Genomic DNA, 18,241 nt, shown 5'->3' on the forward strand with positions numbered 1-18,241 from the left:
ACTCCGGCGCCGCCGGCGCCGGAGTCGCCGCGGCTACAAAACCGGTGGCCTGGACCGCAGCCAGGAAGCGGGTGAAAAGCGACGGCCCGGCCTCGTTGCCCAGACGGGTCGTCTCCTGCATGACGCTCACCGCCTCGCCCAGGCGCTCGAAATTCTCGGCGGAATCCGCCAGCTCCGCCATGATGATCTTTTCCAGGACCTCTTTGAAGACCCGGATCATCGGCTGCAAGGTTGGAAGAGCGGCCACGGTGGCGCTGGCCAGCATCTGCTCCAGGATCTCGAGGATCTCGCCCACCACGGACAGATCGCCCGGCTCAACCATGAGGATCTTCAAGGCCATATCGTCGAGATAGCGCGATATCGCCTTGTCAGCAGCATCCATGCATCACTCCTCCTCACACCCGACTCGTGCCCGGGAGCCGTTCCATTGCCCGCCGCCGGCAGCGCCATAAAAAAAGGCCGCAGCCGCCGGCCAAGGCCGCCGGGCACGGCCGGTTCTTGCCATCTTCATAGTAGTGTGCCAGGAGCCGTAAGGACTTTGCAAGCCCTTTTCCCGCCGCCGCAAGGCCCGGCGGCGGGCCAGGCCGGGGAGAGGGGCCGCCGGCCAGGCGGCCCCGGCGTAGGGCCGGCGCTACGGGGCGGCACGGAGCAGCCCCGGATCCGTCTCCTCCATGAAGGCTTCCACGGTGGCCAGATTCTGGCGCACCTTGTCGGCCAAAGGAATGCCCGGATAACGGCTCAGGATCTCCAGGAGCAGGGCGCGACTGGCCGAAAGCCTCTCCCGCCGCAGCGCCGGCTGGCTGGTGCTCCGGGCCTGGGCGAACAGCTCGGCCGCCTGGCGCCGCTTCTCGCCGGCTGAGGCGTCCACCGCCTCCGCCAGCCGCGGTCGGACCTGGTCGGCCAGGCTGGTGTCCAGGAGGGAATCCAGAATGGGAATGGCGGCGTCGTACTGGCCCAGATCCAGGAGCCGCAACGCCTCGGTCCAGCGCTCCTCCTCACCCTGGTCAGCCAGGCGCTGCCGGGCCTCGGCATGGGAGGCGCTGGCTGCCTCCAGATCGGCCAAGAGCCTTTCCGCCACCTCCCGGATCTCCGGCAGCAGGGGCTGGGCCAGCACCTCCTCCAGCAGCTGGCGAGCCTGGCCGAGATCGCCGTGCTGGATCTGGGTGTCCACCTGGAGGAGGAGATCGGCGGCCCGGCGCCGGATCCGGTCTTCGGCCATCTGCAGGAGATAACGGGCCCGGGCCGCCAGGGCCGAGCCGGGATAGGCGCCCTCCAGGGCTGCCACCTGGCCGGCCATGCCGTCCGGCAGCGCCAGACCGTCCAGAAGCAGCCACTGCCGCATCAGGGCGGCGAAGGCCGGCAGGCCCTCGGCCGTCTCGCCGCTGTCCTCCAGGAGGGCCAGCTTGTCCCCGATCCACATCTCATCCAGGCCCGGCAGGGCCCGGATGCGCAGGAGCTGGCTGTAGGCCGCCCTGGCCTCGGCGAAGCGCCCCAGGGCCAGGAGCAGATCGGCCTGGTAGCGGCCCAGGACCCACAGCTCTTCCAGACCCAGGCCCCGGTCCAGAAGATCGGCCAGGACCGTGACCGCTTCGTCCAGCTGGCCGATGCGGATCAGGGACAGGGCATAGGCCTTGCGCGCCGGGGTCGTCCGGGCCAGCTCCGGCGAACTGCCCTCCAGCTCCCGATAGGCGGCCACCAGCTCGGCAAAGCGGCCGGCCGCCAGGGCCTCGGCCAGAGCGGGCGGCACCTCCCCGCCCGCGGCCTCAGGCTCCGGCACCACGACCGGGATGGGACCGGCCGCCAGGCGTCCCTCCTCCTGGGCCATGAGCGCCGGGCACTCCCCCTCCAGGAAGGCGAAGTCCCGCCGGTGCGTCCGGAAGATCGCCTCCAGATCCTCTTCCCCGATGGCTCCGTCCCGGGCCACAGACTGCCGGGCCCGCAGGAACTGGTAGTCCCGGTCGATGCCTTCCAGCTCCCGCACGCAGGCCTGCCATTGACCCGGATCGCCTAGCTCGCTGCCGGCGGCCGAACGGCGCTGGTCCAGCTCCTGCCAGGCGGCCAACCGCCCGCGGGCGGCGGCCAGGCGCCCCTCCAGAAAGCCGGCCTCGGGCCAGGCCAATAGCGGCTCCGCCTGGATGGGGAGCGGGGGGGCCACCACCGGCGGCGGTGGCGCCGGCACAGGGGTGCGCACCGTCTGGGGGGCCAGCGAGCACCCCGCGCCTCCGACAGCCAAGGCTACAACCACGGACAGGACCGATCGTTTCATGGATGCACAAGCTCCGCCATTTGCCAATAGGGCCGGTATTCGCGCATGGGAGTCAGAGAGCCGGCAGGGGTGCCGGCCAGGAAGGTGACAAGCCGGGGTCCTGCGGCATCGGTGCCGGCCGCCACGGCCAGCGGCCGGCCGCTGCCGCTGGCCACCACCACCTCCACCTGCCCCAAATCGGGCAGGACCAGCGGCACGCGGCCAAGGCCCTGGCTGGCGAGCCCGGCCAGACCCACCTGGTCGCCAACGCCGGAGCTGGCCAAGAGCGCCGACGCCACCGGCGACCAGATGGGCAGGGCGCCGGCCGCGCCCGAAATACGGGTGCCGCGATGGACCATGGACTCGTTGTCATCGAAGCCGACATAGGCCGCCAGGACGTGGCCGCCGGTGAGGGTGGCCGTCTGGCCGCCGGCCGCCAGCGCCGGCACGTAGCCGACGAAAGCGGCGTTGGTGAAGCGATTGGCGGTGCCGGTCTTGCCCAGGAGAGGATAGCGCAGATTGGCGGCGCGCAGGCGGCCGGCCCGCTCCGGGTCGCTGCTGTCCAGCCGCACCGTGCGCGCCGCAAAGTTGCCGGTACCCCAGTCCACCACGTTCTTGAGGATATCGGCCAGACGCAGCGCCGTGCCCGGGGCGAGCACCGGCCGCGCCCGCCGATCCGGGGCATAGAGCACCTCGCCGTCGGCGGTTTCGATCCGCTCGATGATGTCCAGCTCCTGGCTCATGCCGGTGCCGGCGATCGACCACACCGAGCCGGTCACCAGGGCCTCGTAGGCCCGGGCCGCCTCCAGGAGGGAGATGACGTTCGAGCCCAGCGGAAAGGAGAGGACCGGATCCAGGGCGCTTTCGATCCCCAGCTGCCGGCACAGGCCCACCAAATACTGGAGGCCCACCACCAGGCGGTAGTCCCGCAGCCGGCTCAACACCTCGAAGCTCCGGGAATCTGCCTGGCGCAGCCGGCTGTACACCTCTTCCAGGCGCCGGGCCAAGGCATCGACGGTGGCCACCGACAGCTCGTCCTGGATCCGCACCCGGCCCCAGAAGGCCTCCTGCTCCCGGGCCGTCATCCCGGCCAGCCGGGCCGCCACCTCTTCCCGGTCCTGGGGCTGCCAATTGCCGCCCGGATAACGGGTGGAAAAGAGCCAGGCATCGGCCACCGGCTCATGGTAGAGCCGGGCGCCGGTGCCAGCCGGCTCCTCGCCGGCCGAGTCGGCCGGCGCCAGCGGCCAGCCGGCGGCGTAGCCGCGCAGCTCCTGGCGCAGCGCCGCCAGCTTGAGGTAGGAACGGGCCAGAAGACGCTCCCGCACCGGCAGATCCCTGGCGGCATCCGGGTCCTCGGTGGCCGCGGCCCGCTCGGCGGCCAGAAAGTCGTCGAAGCCCGCCCCGTACTCCAGGCTGGCCAGGGCCTCCAGCTCCGTGGTGCCGTTGTCGAAGATGAGGTCGGTGCGTACCTCCTCCCGGGCCTGCTCGTAAGCCGCCTGGCGGAGAGCTGCCTCGTGTGCCCACACCCCGTGGCGATCCCGCAGCCGCGCCCCGAAGGCCTCAGCGGACTCGCCCGGCGCCTGCACCAGGCCCAGCCGCTGGGCCAGATCCCGGAAATCCGCGGGGCTGAGCTGGTCGCACAGATGGTAAAGGAGCCAAACCGTGGCAAGGTTCTCCGAAGAGACGCCGGCCCAGGTCATGGAGACCCGACTGTGCGGGCTTTCGTGGTCAGGCCGCGGGAAGTAGGGCCGGCCCTGGAAGATGAAGACGTTGCGCTCGTTGTCCAGGAGATCCAGGTTGCTCCAGCCCAGCTGCAGGGCCGCGGCATAGACCAGGGGCTTGATCACCGAGCCCATGGGCCTCCTGGCGGCTACGGCGCGGTTGAAGAAGAGATTGTCGAAGCCGCCGGCCATGGCCCGGATCCGCCCCTCCTGATAGACCAGGGCGGCGCCCTGGATCTCCGGATATTTGAGGAGGTCCAGGGCCAGGATGCCGTCGCTACCGGCCCCCCGCACCCGGACATAGACCAGGTCCCCGGGCCGGATCTGGCCCAGCAGCTGGGCCTGCACCGCGGCACTGGCCTTGGCGGCCTGCCACTTGCCAAAGGCCTCCACAGCCATCGCCAGGCCGGTGCCAGCCACTTGGCCCATGGGCGGGGCCGTGAGGCCGGCCGGGGCCGGCAGGGCGACCGTGATCACCCCCGCCTTGGGGTCCACCGCCGTCACCCGGGCAAAGAGGCAGGCACCCGCGGTCACGTCGGCCGCTGTCTTCTCCGCTGCCTGCTGGTAGGCCGCCTGCACCTCCTGCCGCTCGTAGCCCCGCAGCCGGAGGTCCAGCCGGGCCAGCTCCTCCCGCAGGGTGCCCTCCGCCGATTCCTGCAGCTGCCAGTCCACGGTGCTGACGATGCGCAGGCCCGCGGTGGCGACGTTATCGATGCCCTGGGCGGTCAGGGCCGCCTCCACCTCGGGGGTGGCCAGGGCGCGGCGGACCCGGTCCATGATCGTGTTGACCCCGTACGGCAGCTCGCCGCGCTGGAAGGGGATCTCCCGGGCCAGCGCCGCCTGGCAGGCCTCGGCGTCGATCATCCCCAGGTCCCGCATGTGGCCGAGTACATAGGCGGCCCGCTGCTTGGCCCGCAGGCGGGCCTCCCGGATGGCCTCTTCTCCCTGCTTGATGAAGGGGTTGTAGGTGTTGGGGCTCTTGACGCTGCCGGCGATGAAGGCGCACTCCACCAGGTCGAGATCCTCCACCCGCTTGTCGAAGAAATAGCGCGCCGCCACCCCCAGACCGACCCGGTTGCCGCTGACATAGAACTGGTTGGCATAGAACTCGAAGATCTGCTCCTTGCGGTAGCGGCGCTCCAGCTGCAGGGCGACCACCATCTCCCGGAGCTTGACCCCCACGGTGCGGCCGCTGCGCTTGAACAGGTTCTTCGCGGTCTGCTGGGTGATGGTGCTGCCGCCCTGCACCACCCGGCCGGCCTGGATATTGGCCAGGAAGGCCCGAAGAATGGCCGCCGGATCCACGCCGTGGTGGTCAAAAAAGGTGTGGTCCTCCGCCGCCACCAGGGCGTTCACAAAGGCCTTCGGGATCTGGCTGTAGGTCACGTAGTCCCGGTGCGCCTCCTCGAAGAAGACGCCCACCTTGTGCACCCCGTCCCGGTAGAAGACCGGGCTCTCCAGGGCGAGGATGGCGTTGATCCGCTCCGGGGCGATGGCCTGGTCGGAGGTCGCGACCACGAGCCACCAGTAGCCGCCGGCCAGACCGGTCAGGGCGATCGCGACAAGAGCAAGGATGGCGTAGGCGAGCTTGCGCAGCATGGGGCCAACAGCGAAGGCAACAAAAAAACGGGCCGGGATCGGCTAGCCGATGCCCGGGGCCCGTTGGCAGGATTCATGGAGGTCGGGCGGACGATCGGCGCATTCTGCCCTCTTTCGGCCGGAAAATCAACCCCAACGCTCCGGGCGCGGCCTCTTGCGCTTCCACCGCCGGTGGTGTAAGGAACAGCCCATGGTCAAGGCTGCGGATGTCACTGCCTATCTGAACGGTCTCTTCACCCCGGAGCGCTTCACCGACAGCGCCCTCAACGGCCTGCAGGCCGAAGGCAGCGCCACGGTGACCGGCTTCTGTCTGGGAGTGGATGCCTGCGCGGCGCTTTTTGCCGAGGCGGGCCGGCTGGGGCTCAACTACGTCATCGTGCACCACGGCCTCTTCTGGGGCCGGCCCCTGCCGCTGGTGGGCTACTGGCGCGAGCGGTTCCGGCTCCTGATCGAGCACGACCTTTCCTTGTATGCCATGCACCTGCCCATGGACGCCCACCCGGAGCTGGGTCACAACGCGGTCCTGGCCCGGGCCCTGGGCCTTTCCGGGCTGAGCCCGTTCGGTCTCTACAAGGGCATCGCCATCGGCTGCTGCGGGGATCTGGCGGCGCCGCTGCCCCTGACCGCGGCAGCGGAGCACCTGGACAGGCTGTTCGGAGCCCCGGTGCGGCTCCTGGCCTTTGGCCGGCCGGCCATCCGCCGCATCGCGGTGGTGAGCGGTGCCGGTGCCGACCAGAGCACCCTGGAAGAGGCGTCCGGCCGGGGGGTGGACCTCCTTATCACCGGCGAGACCAGCCACCAGGTGTTCCACATCGCCCAGGAGCTGGGGATAAGCGTCGCCTTCGCCGGCCACTACGAGACCGAGCGCTGGTCGCTCATGGAGCTGGCCGGCCGCCTGACCGCCACCTTCCAGCTGCCGGCCGAGCTCGTCCGCCTGCCCACCGGCATGTGAGCCGGCCATGCTCTACTGCCACCACTGCCCGGGCTACTGCTGCTACCGGCTGCCCGGCTCCCGGCTCCTCATCGACGCTGCGGATATCAACCGCCTGGCCCGGCATTTCGGGATCCGGGATGGCGAGGCCCGGCGGCGCTTTCTCGAAGGCCGCTCCACCTTCCGGGTGCAGCCGGACGGCGCCTGCATCTTCCTGGCCCCGGACCGGCTGTGCCAGCGCTGCACCGTCCACGAGGCCCGGCCGTCCCAGTGCCGGCGCTTCCCCTACGGCCGGCCCTGCCCCTACCTGGAGCGGGCCGATCTCCTTGTCGCCATCGCCCCCCGGGTGGAGGCCAGCCTCCGCCAGGCCTGGCAGGGACGAACCGCGGAATATCCAACAGGGAATGTCCAAGGTCAAAGGGACCGGTAGTTGACGTTTCGGATCCGGCACGGCCAGTCCCTTCTGCGGTTGGATATTCCTTGTTCGCTCTTCGATATTCGTTGTGAGTCTACCCCTCAGCCTTCCTCCCAGGTGATGCAGCGCTCCGGACAGTAGCGGATGGCCTCGGCCACCCGCTCCTGCGGATAGGCCGGCAGCTCGATCACCTCGATGTAGCCCCCCGCGGCGCTCACCCGGAAGACCTCGGGGCAAACCGCCACACAGCTCTCGCAGACCGTGCATTCCGCCAGCTCAACCACGGGATGCAGCATCGTTGTCTCCTTGCAGCCACCGGCTGCTCACGGGCCGGGAACGGTCTGGGCCGAACGGCCCTGGCGCCAGGGCAGCCGCAGCTCCGCGGCCCTGGCCACCCAGACCAGCACCGCCACCACGAAGGCCACCAGGCCGATCCCGGCCATCAGGGTGTAGATCCGGTCGACGCCATGACGATCGGCCACATAGCCCCCCACGGTGGTGGCCAGCGAGCCCATGCCGAAGAGCAGAAAGAAGCTCACCCCGAAGCCGGCACCGTGGGAGCCGTGGCGGGTGTACTTGGCGATGAGATAGTTCTGGGACGGCTGCCAGGTGTAGTAGACCAGACTGAAGAGCGCGCTGGCGGCGATGAGCGGGCTGTCGCTGGCCCGGCCCACCAGGTAGAGGGCCGGGGTGACGATGGCAAAGACTACGGCCGGATAGAGCTCCGGATACCGGAGCTTGTCGTTGACCCAGCCCCCCAGCCAGGCCCCCACCAGGCCCAGGGAGAGGACCGCCGTGGTGAGCATGCCGGCCGCCACCACCGGCTGCTCCTGGCTGGCGATGGCGTGCACCTCCCGGGCGAACAGGGCCGGGAAGAAGGTCAGGGAGCCCCGGAAGATGAAGCCGGAGAGTACGCTGCCTGCCAGGAGCAGGAGGAGGGCCGCCGATATCCCGGCGGTTGCCGGCCGCAACGGCAGCTCCCCGGCCGGCTGGCCGGTACGGCTGGCACGGCCGGCCACCAGCTGGCGCGGCAGGCTGGCCACGGTGCCCCAGTCCAGGTCCGCCTCGCCGGCCATCCGGCTGCGGCCGAGGAAGAAGGCGAAGCCCAGGCCCAGGAGCCCGCAGGCGATGTAGGCGGTGCGCCAGGTGCCGGACAGCCAGAAGAGGAAGCTGGCCGCCAAAGGGGCCAGGAAGAGCCCCAGGTTGCCCAGCACCCCGTGCAGGCCCAGGGCTCGCCCCTTGACCGCCACCCGCCGGGCGATGAGGGACAGGCCAGCGGGATGATGGATGCTGGCCGCCAGGCCCAGGAGGGCGTAGCTGGCCATGAAGCCCATGGCACCCGGCGCCACCCCCACCAGGAGCGCCGCCCCGCTCATGCCGTAGACCCCCAGGGTCAACATCCGCTTGGAGCCGATGCGGTCGGCCAGGAGGCCGGCGGGGATCCCCCCCAGGCCATAGAGGAAGTAGCCCACGTTGGCCACCAGCCCCAGGGTGGTGAAGCTCAGGTCGTTGTCGCCGGCCACCACCACCAGGAGCGCCGGCAGGAGGGACATGTAGCTGTGGCACAGAAAGTGGGAGCCTGCGGCCAGCCAGGTGGCCTTGCCGCTGTCGGTCATCGCTTCTTCTCCCAGGCCACCGGCGCGGTCAGGGCGGGCAGCGCCAGGATCTCGGCCAGCTCCGGATCGTCGGCATGATCGAAGATCCGCTCGGCGATCCGGGCCGGATCGGTGGTGCCCAGCCAGTTGCCCCGGGCATCCACCGGGTAGTCCTGGGCCTCGGCGACCCCGATGTCGTAGTCGGTGTTGTCGTAGATGTTGTTGCTCTCCACCCGCAGCCCCCGGGCCTGATAGAGATAGAGGCCCTTCTTGCTGCCGGTGATCTCGTTGTGGTGGATGAACATCGGGCTGTCTTCCTTGGGCCAGATGCCGAAGAACTTGTTGTCCCGGATCTCGTTGTGGGCGATCTCGGCCCGGGCGTTCCGGCCGGTGATGCCGCCCTTGTTGCGGGTGATGAGGTTGCCCGCGATGACCAGGTCGGAATCCCGGCCGAACCAGGGCACGCCCGGGGTCTCCTCCTCCCGTTTGAAGCTGATGGCCACCCCGTTCTTGACGAATTCGCTGTCTTCGATCCGCAGCTGGGAGCCGTGGGCATGGACGCCGTTGTAGGCGCACAGGATCTTGGCGTGACGGATGACGCTGCCCGCACTGCCCAGGAAGTTGATGGCCCCCCAGTCGGCGGGCTGGGCATCCGCCGCCGCCGAGGTGAAGACGATGGCCTGGCCCGGCTGGCCCTCGGCCAGCAGGCGGCCGCGCACAATCAGCTCCGCCTGGGGATAATAGGGCGAGTCCGGGACATAGAGGTTCTGGTCGCTCTTCTCGTCGATCTTCCGGAAGCGGACCGTGGTGCCCGGGGCGATGGTGAGCGTGATGCCCGGCGGGATCTCCACGTCGCCGGCCAGAACCACCGTGCCGGTCCAGGTGGTGTCCTGGCCAAGAACCGTCTTGCCCAGCTCCAGGGTCGGCTGCCGGTCGCAGGCGGCGGCCAGGCCGAGAATCCCGGCCAGAGCCAGGCCTGGCCAGGAGCGCCCGGGGCGCTCAATCCAGGCCGGTCTGGTATTCGGGTGCGATGCCATATCCCCTCTTCCTGTTCACAAGGCCTATCGTTGCCAGGACAGCGAGGCCCAAAAGGACCGCCACCTGGGCGTTCACCGGGGTGCCGGCGACGCCGGCCCCCAGATCCCAGTTCTCCACCAGGGCCGCCCCCACCAGCATGCCCATGACCGTGGCGCCGGCGTCGCTGTCCCCCTGGCCTGCGGCCACCAGCTGCCGGAAGGGGCAGCCGCGGATGAGGATCGAGCCGAAGCCCACCAGCACCATGCCCAGAAAGGCCCAGCCGTGGTCGGCGTTGCTGCTGGGCTGACCGGCAAGGCCGAGACGGAACTGACCGGTGACGAGATTGGCCGCCAGGGCCGACACCAGGAAGGCGGCGATGGCGATGACCAGGCCGGTGGAGCGGGGGCAGCTCATGATCTCCCGGGGCCCCCAGAGGAAGAGCCGGGCGATCCCGCCGGTGACGCAGAACTGGGTGTACTGGGCCAGGCCGCCGATGGCCAGCCCCACCCCCAGGGAGACCAGCCAGGGGGCGTGCTGGGCCGCTCCCCCCTTGTCGCTGGCCGCCAGAAACGCCGGCTTGGCCACCGCCAGGACCAGGAGAAAGGCCATGAACAGGGGCACCATGAGGCTGTTGGTGGAGGAGGTGGGGCCAGGACTGCCCAGCCGGAAGCCGTTCTCCACAAAGGCCAGGCCGATGTAGACCCCCACCACCAGGCCCAGCAGGCCGATGAAGGCCCCGAGGTCGCCCGCTGCCAGCTTCAGGAACAGCTTGATCGGGCAGCCGATGAAGACCTGGCAGCCGATGACCAGGAGGATGCCGACCAGGAAACGGACCAGGGGCGACGAGCCGCCCTGGGGCCGGAACTCCCGGCGGGCCACAGCCACGGCAAAGGCGCCGAGCACAAAGCCCAGGATCTCCGGCCGCAGATACTGCATGCGGATGTTGTCGTGGAGCCCCAGGGCGCCAGCCACGTTCTGCAGGAAGCAGGAGACGCAGATGCCGGTGTTGGCCGGGTTGCCGAGAAAGGACAGCAGCACCGCGCCCACCCCGAGAAGAAGGCCCATGAGAATGAATCGGCCTGGCTGCACCCGCATGGGCTTCGCTCCCTCAGCCGCAGCTGCCGGCAATCCGGCGCTTCATGTAGTGGAGGACCTTGCGCAGGCGCTGCACCTCCGCATCCCCGGGCCGGGCGGTCAGGGCGACCTCGGCCTCGGCCACCGCATTCCTGATCTTCTTGCCCTGGAAGAGCGGCGTCTTCTTGTCCAGAAAATCCGGGTTGCGGTCCAGGGCGTCCCGGAAGGCGAGCATGGCCGCCACCGGCTGCTGCCGGCGTACCGCCAGCTCGCCCAGCAGGAAATGGGGCCAGCCCTGGTAAGGATAGTCGGCCGTGAGGCCGCGGATCAGCTCCTCGGCCAGCTCCGGATTGTCGCCGGCCAGCATATCCCGGGCCTGGTCCACCCGGGGCTCGAAATCCGGCCCCACGATCGACGTCTGGGCCGCCGGCGGCAGGACGCTCCCCTCCGGCCCTGCCTGACCCCAGGCCTGCCAGACCAGCCAGGATGCCGCCAGGACCAGCACCACCAGGGCGAGGATCGACCAGCGGTCCAGGGCGTCGAGCGCCGCCAGGGCGTTGCCACACGCCGAGCGGCGGCCCAGCCCGCTATCCATCCGATCCATAGAGTCCATCCGGTCCAGCTCAGGGCTCCTCGTCGTCATGGCCGGCGGCTGGCGCCTCCCCTGGCGCCGGCCCGGCCACGACCAGCTCCAGCTCCTCCTGATCCGTGCTCAGGACGAGCTCCTGGCGCAGGGTCATGGCTGGCGGCGGAAACTGGCGGCTGGCGCCCAGAAAGAGGCGGCCAGCCGGCAGGTGCAGGAGGAAGCGGCCGTCCGGCCCGGTCCAGGGGGACAGATAGGCGGGCAGGCCCTGCCAGGTCGGCTGGCGGTGGCCCAGCACATAGGCCATGGCCACCGGCTGTCCCGCCGCATCCAGCACCCGGCCAGAGACCTGAACGGTCTCGGCGCCCCGCTTCTGGCTCAGCCGGGCCGCCTCCTGGAGGTCCAGGACCTGAAGCTCGATCGCGCTCTCCTGCCCCGGGGCCAGATCCACGATCCGGGGCTCGCCGGAATGGCGATCCCCCGGGGCCAAGGGCCCGACCCGGCTGCCGGCGCGGCGCCAGAAGGCCACCGCCCAGTAGCGGCCCGCCGGCACCTGCAGCCGGAACCGGCCGTCGGCCGCGGTGGGCGGGGAGATGAAATCCGCCGGTCGCTTGACCTGGGCCGAGTCATAGAGCAGGACCTCGGCCCCGGCCACCGGCTGGCCCTGCCCATCCAGGAGGCGGCCGGCCAGGATCGCCGGCTCGGCGGCCCGGGCCGGGCCAGCGGCGAGCAGGATGAAGAGCGCCAGCCACCAGGCCATCAGGGCGTCCTCGCAAGGGTCATGGCCACCGGCTCCAGGCGCACCGGCTCGTAGAGGACCCGGCCGATCCCCGGCTCGCTGGCGCCATCGAAGATGCTGGCCCCAGGACCCGCCGCGCCCCAGTAGTTGTGGCCGGCCGCCACGTCGTCCTCGGCGAAATCCCCCATGCGGAAGGCGTAGCGCCGGTTGTCCAGGAAGTTGTTGTCATGGAGCGCCAGCCGCTTGCCCTTTTCCCGGACAAAGACGCCGATCTCGTTGGCGACAAAGGCGCTCCCTTCCACCGAGGCCAGCCCCCGGAAGGCGCGCAGCCCGATGCCGTTGCCGGCGAACAGGGAGCCGCGCACCGCCAGCGGCCCGCCGTGGAAGCGGATGCCCCCCCGGTTGTCCAGGAAGCGGCAGCCGGTCACCGCCAGGTCGGTGAGGTGGCTGTGAATCGCCCAGCTGCCGGCCACGAAATCCACCTCCGAGAGCACGCTGCCGTTGCCATGCTCGAAATAGAGCATGTCCCAGTCGTCCGGTCCGGCCTCGCCCCCGGCCTGGAAGCGGATGCGGGCCGCCGGCCCGCCGCGGGCCGCCAGGAGGCCGTGGACCGCCAGGGTGGCGGGCCGCGGGTAGGTGACCGTGGTGCCGGCCGCCAGGGTCAGGGTCACCCCGGCCGGCACCGTCACCCGCTGCTCCAGGCGCACCGCGCCCCGCCAGGTGGAATCACAGGGCACCCTGGCCACGGGCCAGGTGAAGGGCAAGGCCGCCGGCGCCGGGGGCTCCACCAGCACCCGGCCCAGGCCAGCCTCGTCGGCACCATCGTAGATGACCGTGGCCGGATCCAAGCCCCCCCACCAGTTGCCGGTGGCGTCGATATCAGAGCTGGCCTCGATGCCGATGGCGTACAGGCCGTTGGCCGCCAGATTGTTGCCGGAGATCCTGCCGGCAAAGGACTGGATGGCCAGACCCCGCTCGCCGTTGTCGGTCACCAGGTTGCCGCGGATCTCGGCCCGGACGTCCGCCAGGTTGATCCCGGCCAGGCCGTTGCCCAGCATGGCGTTGCCGCTCACCTCCAGGTGGTCGCAACTGCGCAAGGTGAGGCCAGCCTCGTGGTTGGCGGCCAGGAGGTTGCCCTGGAGCACCGCGTAGCGGGCATCGGCCATCACCAGGCCGGACCGGTTGCCAGCCAGGGTGTTGCCGAAAAGGCGCGACACCCCTTCCCGGATGCGCAGGCCGTCCCCCAGGTTGCCGGCAAAGAGGTTGCCGGCGGCGGTGAGGCCGAGACGGAAGACATTGACGCCCTGGCCGTTGTCCAGGAAGTGGTTGCCCGCCAGGAGCACCTCCGAGTCCCGGGCTTGCAGGGCGGAGGTGTTGCCCAGAAACAGGCTGTCCCGGACCGTCACCAGGGACTCCTGGAACTGCATCCCCCGCAGGCAGTTGGCCAGCCGGCTGCCCCGGACGGTCACCGTCGAGAAATGGAAGTGCAGCCCCCGGAAGGCGTCCTCGATGCGGCAGAATTCCACCAGGTTGTCGCCCTGGTCGCTGCCCAGGATGTTGATGGCGTCCCAGTCCCCCTGCTGCCGGTGGGGCTCGGCGGAGCGGAAGACGATGGGCGCATGCGGGGTGCCTTTGGCCACCAGCAGGCCCTGGATGGACAGGCCGTTCTCGCCGTAGCCATCGCCATTCGTATCCCGGCGGGCCACCTCCACCAGGGTGCCGGGCAGGATGACCAGCCGGCTGTCTGCCGGCACCCGCACGGTGCCCTGGACAAGGATCCGGCCCTGCCACAGGGTCTCCCCCACCAGGGCCTCGTCGCCATAGACCCGGGCCAGGGGCCGCTCGGCCAGCCCCGCCGGCTGGGGGGCCGGTGGCTCCACCGGCACCGGCACCGCCGGCCGGAAGAGGCGATCCCGCCGGCGGTTGCCGGCCAGCGTCAGCTCCTCCTCCCGGGCCTGGGCGCCGGCCAGGAGCAGGAGCCCGTAGTCGTTGTCCCGGATGGCGGAGTGGCTCAGGGTCAGCTCCGCCCGGGGCCCGAGGCCCACCACCCCGTAGCGGCAGGCCTCCACCACGACCCCGGCCAGGCTGGCGCTGCCGGCCTGCACCTGCACCCCGGCCTCGGCATCCCGGATGACCGCGCCGGCCGCCTCCAGGCTGCCGCCGTCCACGACCAGGCCAGCCCAGCGCTCCCGGTCACCGGCCGAGGCCAGAAGGAAGCGCACCGGCTGGTCAGCCGTGCCCAGGATCCGCAGCCGGCCGCGCACCGCGATCTCGGTGCCATGGGCCAGGTACTCGGGATCGATGCGGGTGCTGTCCGCGGGCTCGACCAGCACCTGGGTGCCGGCGGCGATGGTCAGGGTGCGTCCGGCCGGCACCAGGAGATCCTCCGGCAGCTCCACCGTGCCCTGCCAGAGGGCATCCTCCGCCAGCACCCGGGCCAAAGCCGCACCCGGCAGGGCCAGGAGCGCCAGGAGCGCCAGGAGAAGACCCGGAAAGCCCATGGCTCCTCGATCAGGGGGCGCTGCCACCGAAGGGCATCACCTGCTCCCGCTGCCGGAGCTTCTCCTCCCGCTTCTCCTCGGCCTTGGCGGGATCGGTGATCACCTCCGGCCGGTCGGCGCCAGGCTCCGGCACCTTGGCGGCCCGGATCTCGATGCCGGGCACCGTGGCCCCGGCCGCCCCCTGGACCTGGGCCGGCTCGGCGCCGCCGAAGATGCCGATCCGGCTGCCGGAAAGCGGCCGGCCGATGCCCAGATGCTCCCGGGCCAGGAGATAATAGGGACCGGGCGCCGGCAGGTGCAGGCTGAAGGAGCCATCGGCAGCGGTGGGATCGGAGGCGAAGTCCGGGCGGGGGGTGTTGAGCTGTTTCTTGACCAGGATGACCACGCCGGGCAAAGGCTTGCCCTCCTCGTCCAGCACCCGGCCCTGGACGGCGAAGGTCTCGCCGCGCTCGGCAAAACCAGTGGCCAGCTGCACCGGAATATCACCGGCCTCCAGCCCGGTCACCAAAACCTCCAGGATCCGGAGCCGGCCCTCGCCGTCCCGGGCGAAATAGAACTTCTCCCCTGGCCGCGGTGGCCCGGGACCGGCGGCGACCGGCCTGGCCAGGGCTCCCAGATGGTAGCGGCCCGGCGGCAGCTGGATGGTGAAGCGGCCCTGGGCCACCACCGCCACCCCGTCCGGGATGCGGCGGACCGTGCCCTGGTCCGGCGCCGGTCCGGTGGCCAGGTTGAAGAAGGCGATCACCCCTTCCGCCAGCGGCTGGCCCTCGGCCATGAGCTGTCCGCTCACGGTGCCGGTGCCAGCCGGCGGCTGAGCCGCGGCCCCGGAGGACAAGGCCGTGACAACGGCGACGAGGACGACAGCGGCCCGCCAGGCCTGTCTCATGATGTGGCCTCCTGAAGCTTCAAAGAGGAGAAACGGCCGGCGGCAGCGTCCCCGACCTCGGCTCCAGGTGCTACTCTACCGTAGAATCCCTGGATCTGCCAGGGCCGGCGCCTGCTGCGGCCGGCGCCGGCCCTGTCTTGCATCCCCCCGGCAGCTCGGGTAGATTTCGATTCTACCGTGTGGCGCCTGCGCGCTTCGTCCCATCGCTTTCGGCCCTTCCTGGAACAGCTCCCCATGGGCTTGGCTTTCAACCCCGAGGCCTGTCTGTGTCTGCCCGCCGCCCAGGCGGAGATCCTTGTTTCCCACTGCCGGCGCAAGCTGAACGGCCTTTTCCTGCCCGGCGAGACCCGGGAGCCCAAGGCCTTCGGCCTTCTGGCCGGGATGAAGGCAGACCGCCGGCTGGTGGTGCACCGGACCATCCCCCTCATCCGCAACGTCCGGGATCAGGAGCCGTATCGGGGCCTCATGGACGCGATCATGGCCGCCCATGCCGTGCCGTCGGAAACGCCCCCGGAGCGGCGGGGCTGGGTCGCCGATCCCGGCGAGCTGGCCGCGCATCTGGATGCCGCGGCGGCGGCCGGCGATGCCCTCCTCGCCATCTATCATATGCACCGGGTCGGCTGGCCCCATGATCCTCGCCGGGACACCCCCACCGGTCTCGATCGGATCCTGGCCGACAAGAGCGGCCTCTACCAGGTGATCGTTTCCATGGTCGACCCGGGCCGGCCCCGCCTGCGGGCCTTTTTCGAAGGGGCGGCAGGTCAAGAGATCCCCATCCAGGTGGTGGAGTGAGATTTCCCGCCGCCCTGCCGGGGCTCCTTGTCCTGGTCGCGGTCATCGGCTGCGGCAGCGAGGCGTTGGCCGCCGTGGTACAGGGCATCGCCCTCTCCCGCCGGGGCCCGGTGGCCGGCGCCACCGTGCTGGCCTTCCCCAGCCTTGACGCCTTCCTGACCCGGCAGGGCGCTGTGGCCAGCCAGCCAGGGGAGAAGCCTGGCCAGTTCCGCCTGGAGCTGGCGGCGGGCTCCTACTATCTGATTGCCCAGGGCGAGGACGAGGACGGCCCTCTTTTCGCCTACCACGGCCTCAACCCCCTGGCGGTGACCGGCGAGGAGCGCTGGCTGCCCATCCTGCTGGTGCCAGCCGGGGAGCCGGAGTGCCGGCCCGGCCCCACCGGCATCCGCGGCCAGCTCCTCTTCCAGGGCCAGCCCCTCGACCGGGGCTCGGTCTCGGTATACGCCGCGGAGGACGGCCGCTACCGGGGCATGGGCCTGCAGACCCGCACCCTGGAAGCGGACGGCCGCTTCGCCTTGACGCTGGAGGCCGGCGCCTTTGTGGTGGTGGGCCGCCAGCGCCAGGGCCCGGGCGCCCTGGGTCCCCTGGCGGCGGGCGACCTGTTCTGCCTGCCGGCGGCGAGCCCGCTGACTTTGGCCGCCGGCCAGTCCTGCGAGCTGGCCATCTCCTGCTACCCCCGGGACGACCTGGCCGCGTTCCTGGATCCGGCGGCGGTCGATCCCCGGGGCCGGCGGCAGGCCGACCGCCGCCAGACGGCCCTGGCCGGGGTGCCCGCCCCGCAGATGCCCGCCGGCGCTGCCGGCTCCGGCCCGCCCACCCTGATCCAGGGCCAGGTGGTGGACCTGGCCGGCCTGCCCCTGGCCGGGCTCTACGTCACGGCCTACCCGGCCGACCAGCATCCTTTGTTCCAGATGCACGCCATAAGGCTCCTCACCCCGGCCATGACCATGAGCGACGAGGCGGGCCGCTTCCGGCTGCGGCTGCCGGCGGGCGGCAGCTACTACCTGCAGGCCCGGGAGCATCTGGGCGCCGCCCCGGTGGCCGGCGAGCGCTTCGGCCTTTACCAGGGCTCGGCCAACCACTCCCTGGCGGTGGCGGCCGGGGAGATGCGCGCCGGCATCGAGCTTTTGGCCGGGCCGATCATGCCGGAGCCCTCCTTTGCCGCCCTGCTGCCGGTTGGCCCCGGCCCGGCCGCCCCGGAGGAGCGGCCATGAGGGGCTTCCGGCTGGCTGATCTTGCCGCCGGGCTGGCGCTCCTGGCCGGTCTGGCCAGTCCGGGCTGGGCCGCCGCCGTCCGCCCGCAGGCGGAGGCGGTCCTCATTGCCGACACCGTCTGGTCCGGGGAGATCCTGGTCACCGGCGTGGTGGTGGTGGCCAAAGGGGCCACCCTGCGCCTCCTGCCCGGCACCCGGGTCCAATTTCAGCCCCAGGACCGCAACCACGACGGCATCGGCGACGGCGAGATCCGGGTGCTGGGCCGGATCCTGGCGGAGGGCACACCGGAGGCGCCCGTCGTCTTCCAGTCGGCGGCCGCGGCGCCGGCCGCCCGGGACTGGTCGTACGTGCTGCTCTTTGCCGCCAGCGGCGAGAGTCTCTTCCGCTTCTGCCGCTTCCACCACGCCTTCTCCGGGCTGCAAGTCCATTTTGCCACCGCCCGGGTTGCGGACTGCCTCTTCGCCGGCAACCAGGAGGGGCTGCGCTTCGGCCGCGCCTATCTTCTGGTGGAGCACAGCGACTTCGTGGACAACGATCTGGGCATCCGCTTCACCCGCATGGAGGGGCCGGTGGGCCTCCTGAACAACCGGATCAGCGGCAACCGCATCGGGATCTTTCTCGCCCCTTCCGGCCAGAACATCACCGACTTCTTCGAGCCGGACCGCAGCGGCGTGCCCTGGAACACCGGCCGCCTGGCCATCCGGGGCAACCTGCTGGCCGGCAATGGCTGGTACAACCTCAGCCTGGGGGAAAAGCAGATGTGGGACCTGGAGGCGGCCGGCAACTGGTGGGGCAGCCCGGAGGCCGGGGCCATCGAGGCCACCCTCTTCGACGGCCGCCGGGATCCCGGCCTGGGCCGCGTCCTCTTCCAACCGGCCCTGGCCGCACCACCCGCGGCGGCCGGCCGCCGCGGGCCGGGCGGGCGGCCC

General features: G+C 71.0%; 16 protein-coding genes. 5 read left to right on the forward strand and 11 right to left on the reverse strand.

The window, feature by feature from the left end:
• From AB1634_13295 to AB1634_13305, 3 genes are all read right to left on the reverse strand, one after another.
• The coding region (locus AB1634_13295) for a chemotaxis protein CheA (protein MEW6220490.1) at positions 1-382 on the reverse strand (382 nt) is incomplete at its 3' end.
• A gap of 249 nt (positions 383-631) precedes the next feature.
• The gene (locus tag AB1634_13300; GenBank protein ID MEW6220491.1) at positions 632-2,266 is read right to left on the reverse strand and encodes a hypothetical protein; all 1,635 of its coding nucleotides are present in this window, start codon (positions 2,264-2,266) and stop codon (positions 632-634) included.
• On the reverse strand, positions 2,263-5,565 hold the full coding sequence (locus AB1634_13305; protein MEW6220492.1) for a transglycosylase domain-containing protein: 3,303 nt from the start codon (positions 5,563-5,565) through the stop codon (positions 2,263-2,265). The genes AB1634_13300 and AB1634_13305 overlap by 4 nt, the downstream gene beginning before the upstream one ends.
• Positions 5,566-5,755: 190 nt before the next feature.
• Between AB1634_13305 and AB1634_13310 the strand changes: the two genes are divergently transcribed.
• Both AB1634_13310 and AB1634_13315 read left to right on the forward strand, forming a co-directional pair.
• Positions 5,756-6,517, forward strand: coding sequence for a Nif3-like dinuclear metal center hexameric protein (locus AB1634_13310; GenBank protein MEW6220493.1), 762 nt, complete (start codon positions 5,756-5,758; stop codon positions 6,515-6,517).
• Between the two features lie 7 nt (positions 6,518-6,524).
• On the forward strand, positions 6,525-6,926 hold the full coding sequence (locus AB1634_13315) for a YkgJ family cysteine cluster protein (protein MEW6220494.1): 402 nt from the start codon (positions 6,525-6,527) through the stop codon (positions 6,924-6,926).
• An 86-nt stretch (positions 6,927-7,012) separates the two neighbouring features.
• On the opposite strand, the gene AB1634_13320 is transcribed toward AB1634_13315, so the two are convergent.
• From AB1634_13320 to AB1634_13355, 8 genes are read right to left on the reverse strand one after another with little or no spacing between them, the layout of a single operon-like run.
• Positions 7,013-7,207 (reverse strand): ferredoxin, encoded by a 195-nt coding sequence (locus AB1634_13320; protein ID MEW6220495.1) that lies wholly within the window; start codon positions 7,205-7,207, stop codon positions 7,013-7,015.
• Between the two features lie 27 nt (positions 7,208-7,234).
• Positions 7,235-8,527, reverse strand: a complete 1,293-nt coding sequence (locus tag AB1634_13325) for an MFS transporter (protein ID MEW6220496.1) — start codon at positions 8,525-8,527, stop codon at positions 7,235-7,237.
• Positions 8,524-9,543, reverse strand: coding sequence for a right-handed parallel beta-helix repeat-containing protein (locus tag AB1634_13330; GenBank protein ID MEW6220497.1), 1,020 nt, complete (start codon positions 9,541-9,543; stop codon positions 8,524-8,526). The genes AB1634_13325 and AB1634_13330 overlap by 4 nt, the downstream gene beginning before the upstream one ends.
• The gene (gene yedE / locus AB1634_13335; protein MEW6220498.1) at positions 9,506-10,618 is read right to left on the reverse strand and encodes a YedE family putative selenium transporter; all 1,113 of its coding nucleotides are present in this window, start codon (positions 10,616-10,618) and stop codon (positions 9,506-9,508) included. The genes AB1634_13330 and yedE overlap by 38 nt, the downstream gene beginning before the upstream one ends.
• Positions 10,619-10,631: 13 nt before the next feature.
• Complete coding sequence (locus tag AB1634_13340; GenBank protein MEW6220499.1) at positions 10,632-11,201, reverse strand: hypothetical protein; 570 nt, start codon at positions 11,199-11,201, stop codon at positions 10,632-10,634.
• Positions 11,202-11,220: 19 nt separating this feature from the next.
• Positions 11,221-11,940: a carboxypeptidase-like regulatory domain-containing protein gene (locus tag AB1634_13345; GenBank protein ID MEW6220500.1), complete on the reverse strand. Its 720-nt coding sequence runs from the start codon at positions 11,938-11,940 to the stop codon at positions 11,221-11,223.
• Positions 11,940-14,420: a right-handed parallel beta-helix repeat-containing protein gene (locus tag AB1634_13350; protein ID MEW6220501.1), complete on the reverse strand. Its 2,481-nt coding sequence runs from the start codon at positions 14,418-14,420 to the stop codon at positions 11,940-11,942. The genes AB1634_13345 and AB1634_13350 overlap by 1 nt, the downstream gene beginning before the upstream one ends.
• Positions 14,421-14,430: 10 nt before the next feature.
• Entirely contained in the window at positions 14,431-15,306 is an 876-nt protein-coding gene (locus AB1634_13355) for a carboxypeptidase-like regulatory domain-containing protein (protein ID MEW6220502.1), read from the reverse strand.
• A 234-nt stretch (positions 15,307-15,540) separates the two neighbouring features.
• On the opposite strand from AB1634_13355, the gene AB1634_13360 reads away from it, so the two are divergent.
• The 3 genes from AB1634_13360 to AB1634_13370 form a co-directional block, all read left to right on the forward strand.
• Complete coding sequence (locus AB1634_13360; GenBank protein MEW6220503.1) at positions 15,541-16,098, forward strand: hypothetical protein; 558 nt, start codon at positions 15,541-15,543, stop codon at positions 16,096-16,098.
• Positions 16,095-17,312 carry a carboxypeptidase-like regulatory domain-containing protein gene (locus tag AB1634_13365; GenBank protein ID MEW6220504.1) on the forward strand — a complete coding sequence of 406 codons (1,218 nt, stop codon included), beginning with the start codon at positions 16,095-16,097 and terminating at the stop codon, positions 17,310-17,312. Before AB1634_13360 ends, AB1634_13365 begins: the two co-directional genes overlap by 4 nt.
• Positions 17,309-18,241: hypothetical protein (locus AB1634_13370; GenBank protein MEW6220505.1), on the forward strand; the 933-nt coding region annotated here is incomplete at its 3' end. The genes AB1634_13365 and AB1634_13370, both read left to right, overlap by 4 nt.

The organism is Thermodesulfobacteriota bacterium, assembly GCA_040755095.1.
GTDB lineage: Bacteria > Desulfobacterota > Desulfobulbia > Desulfobulbales > JBFMBH01 > JBFMBH01.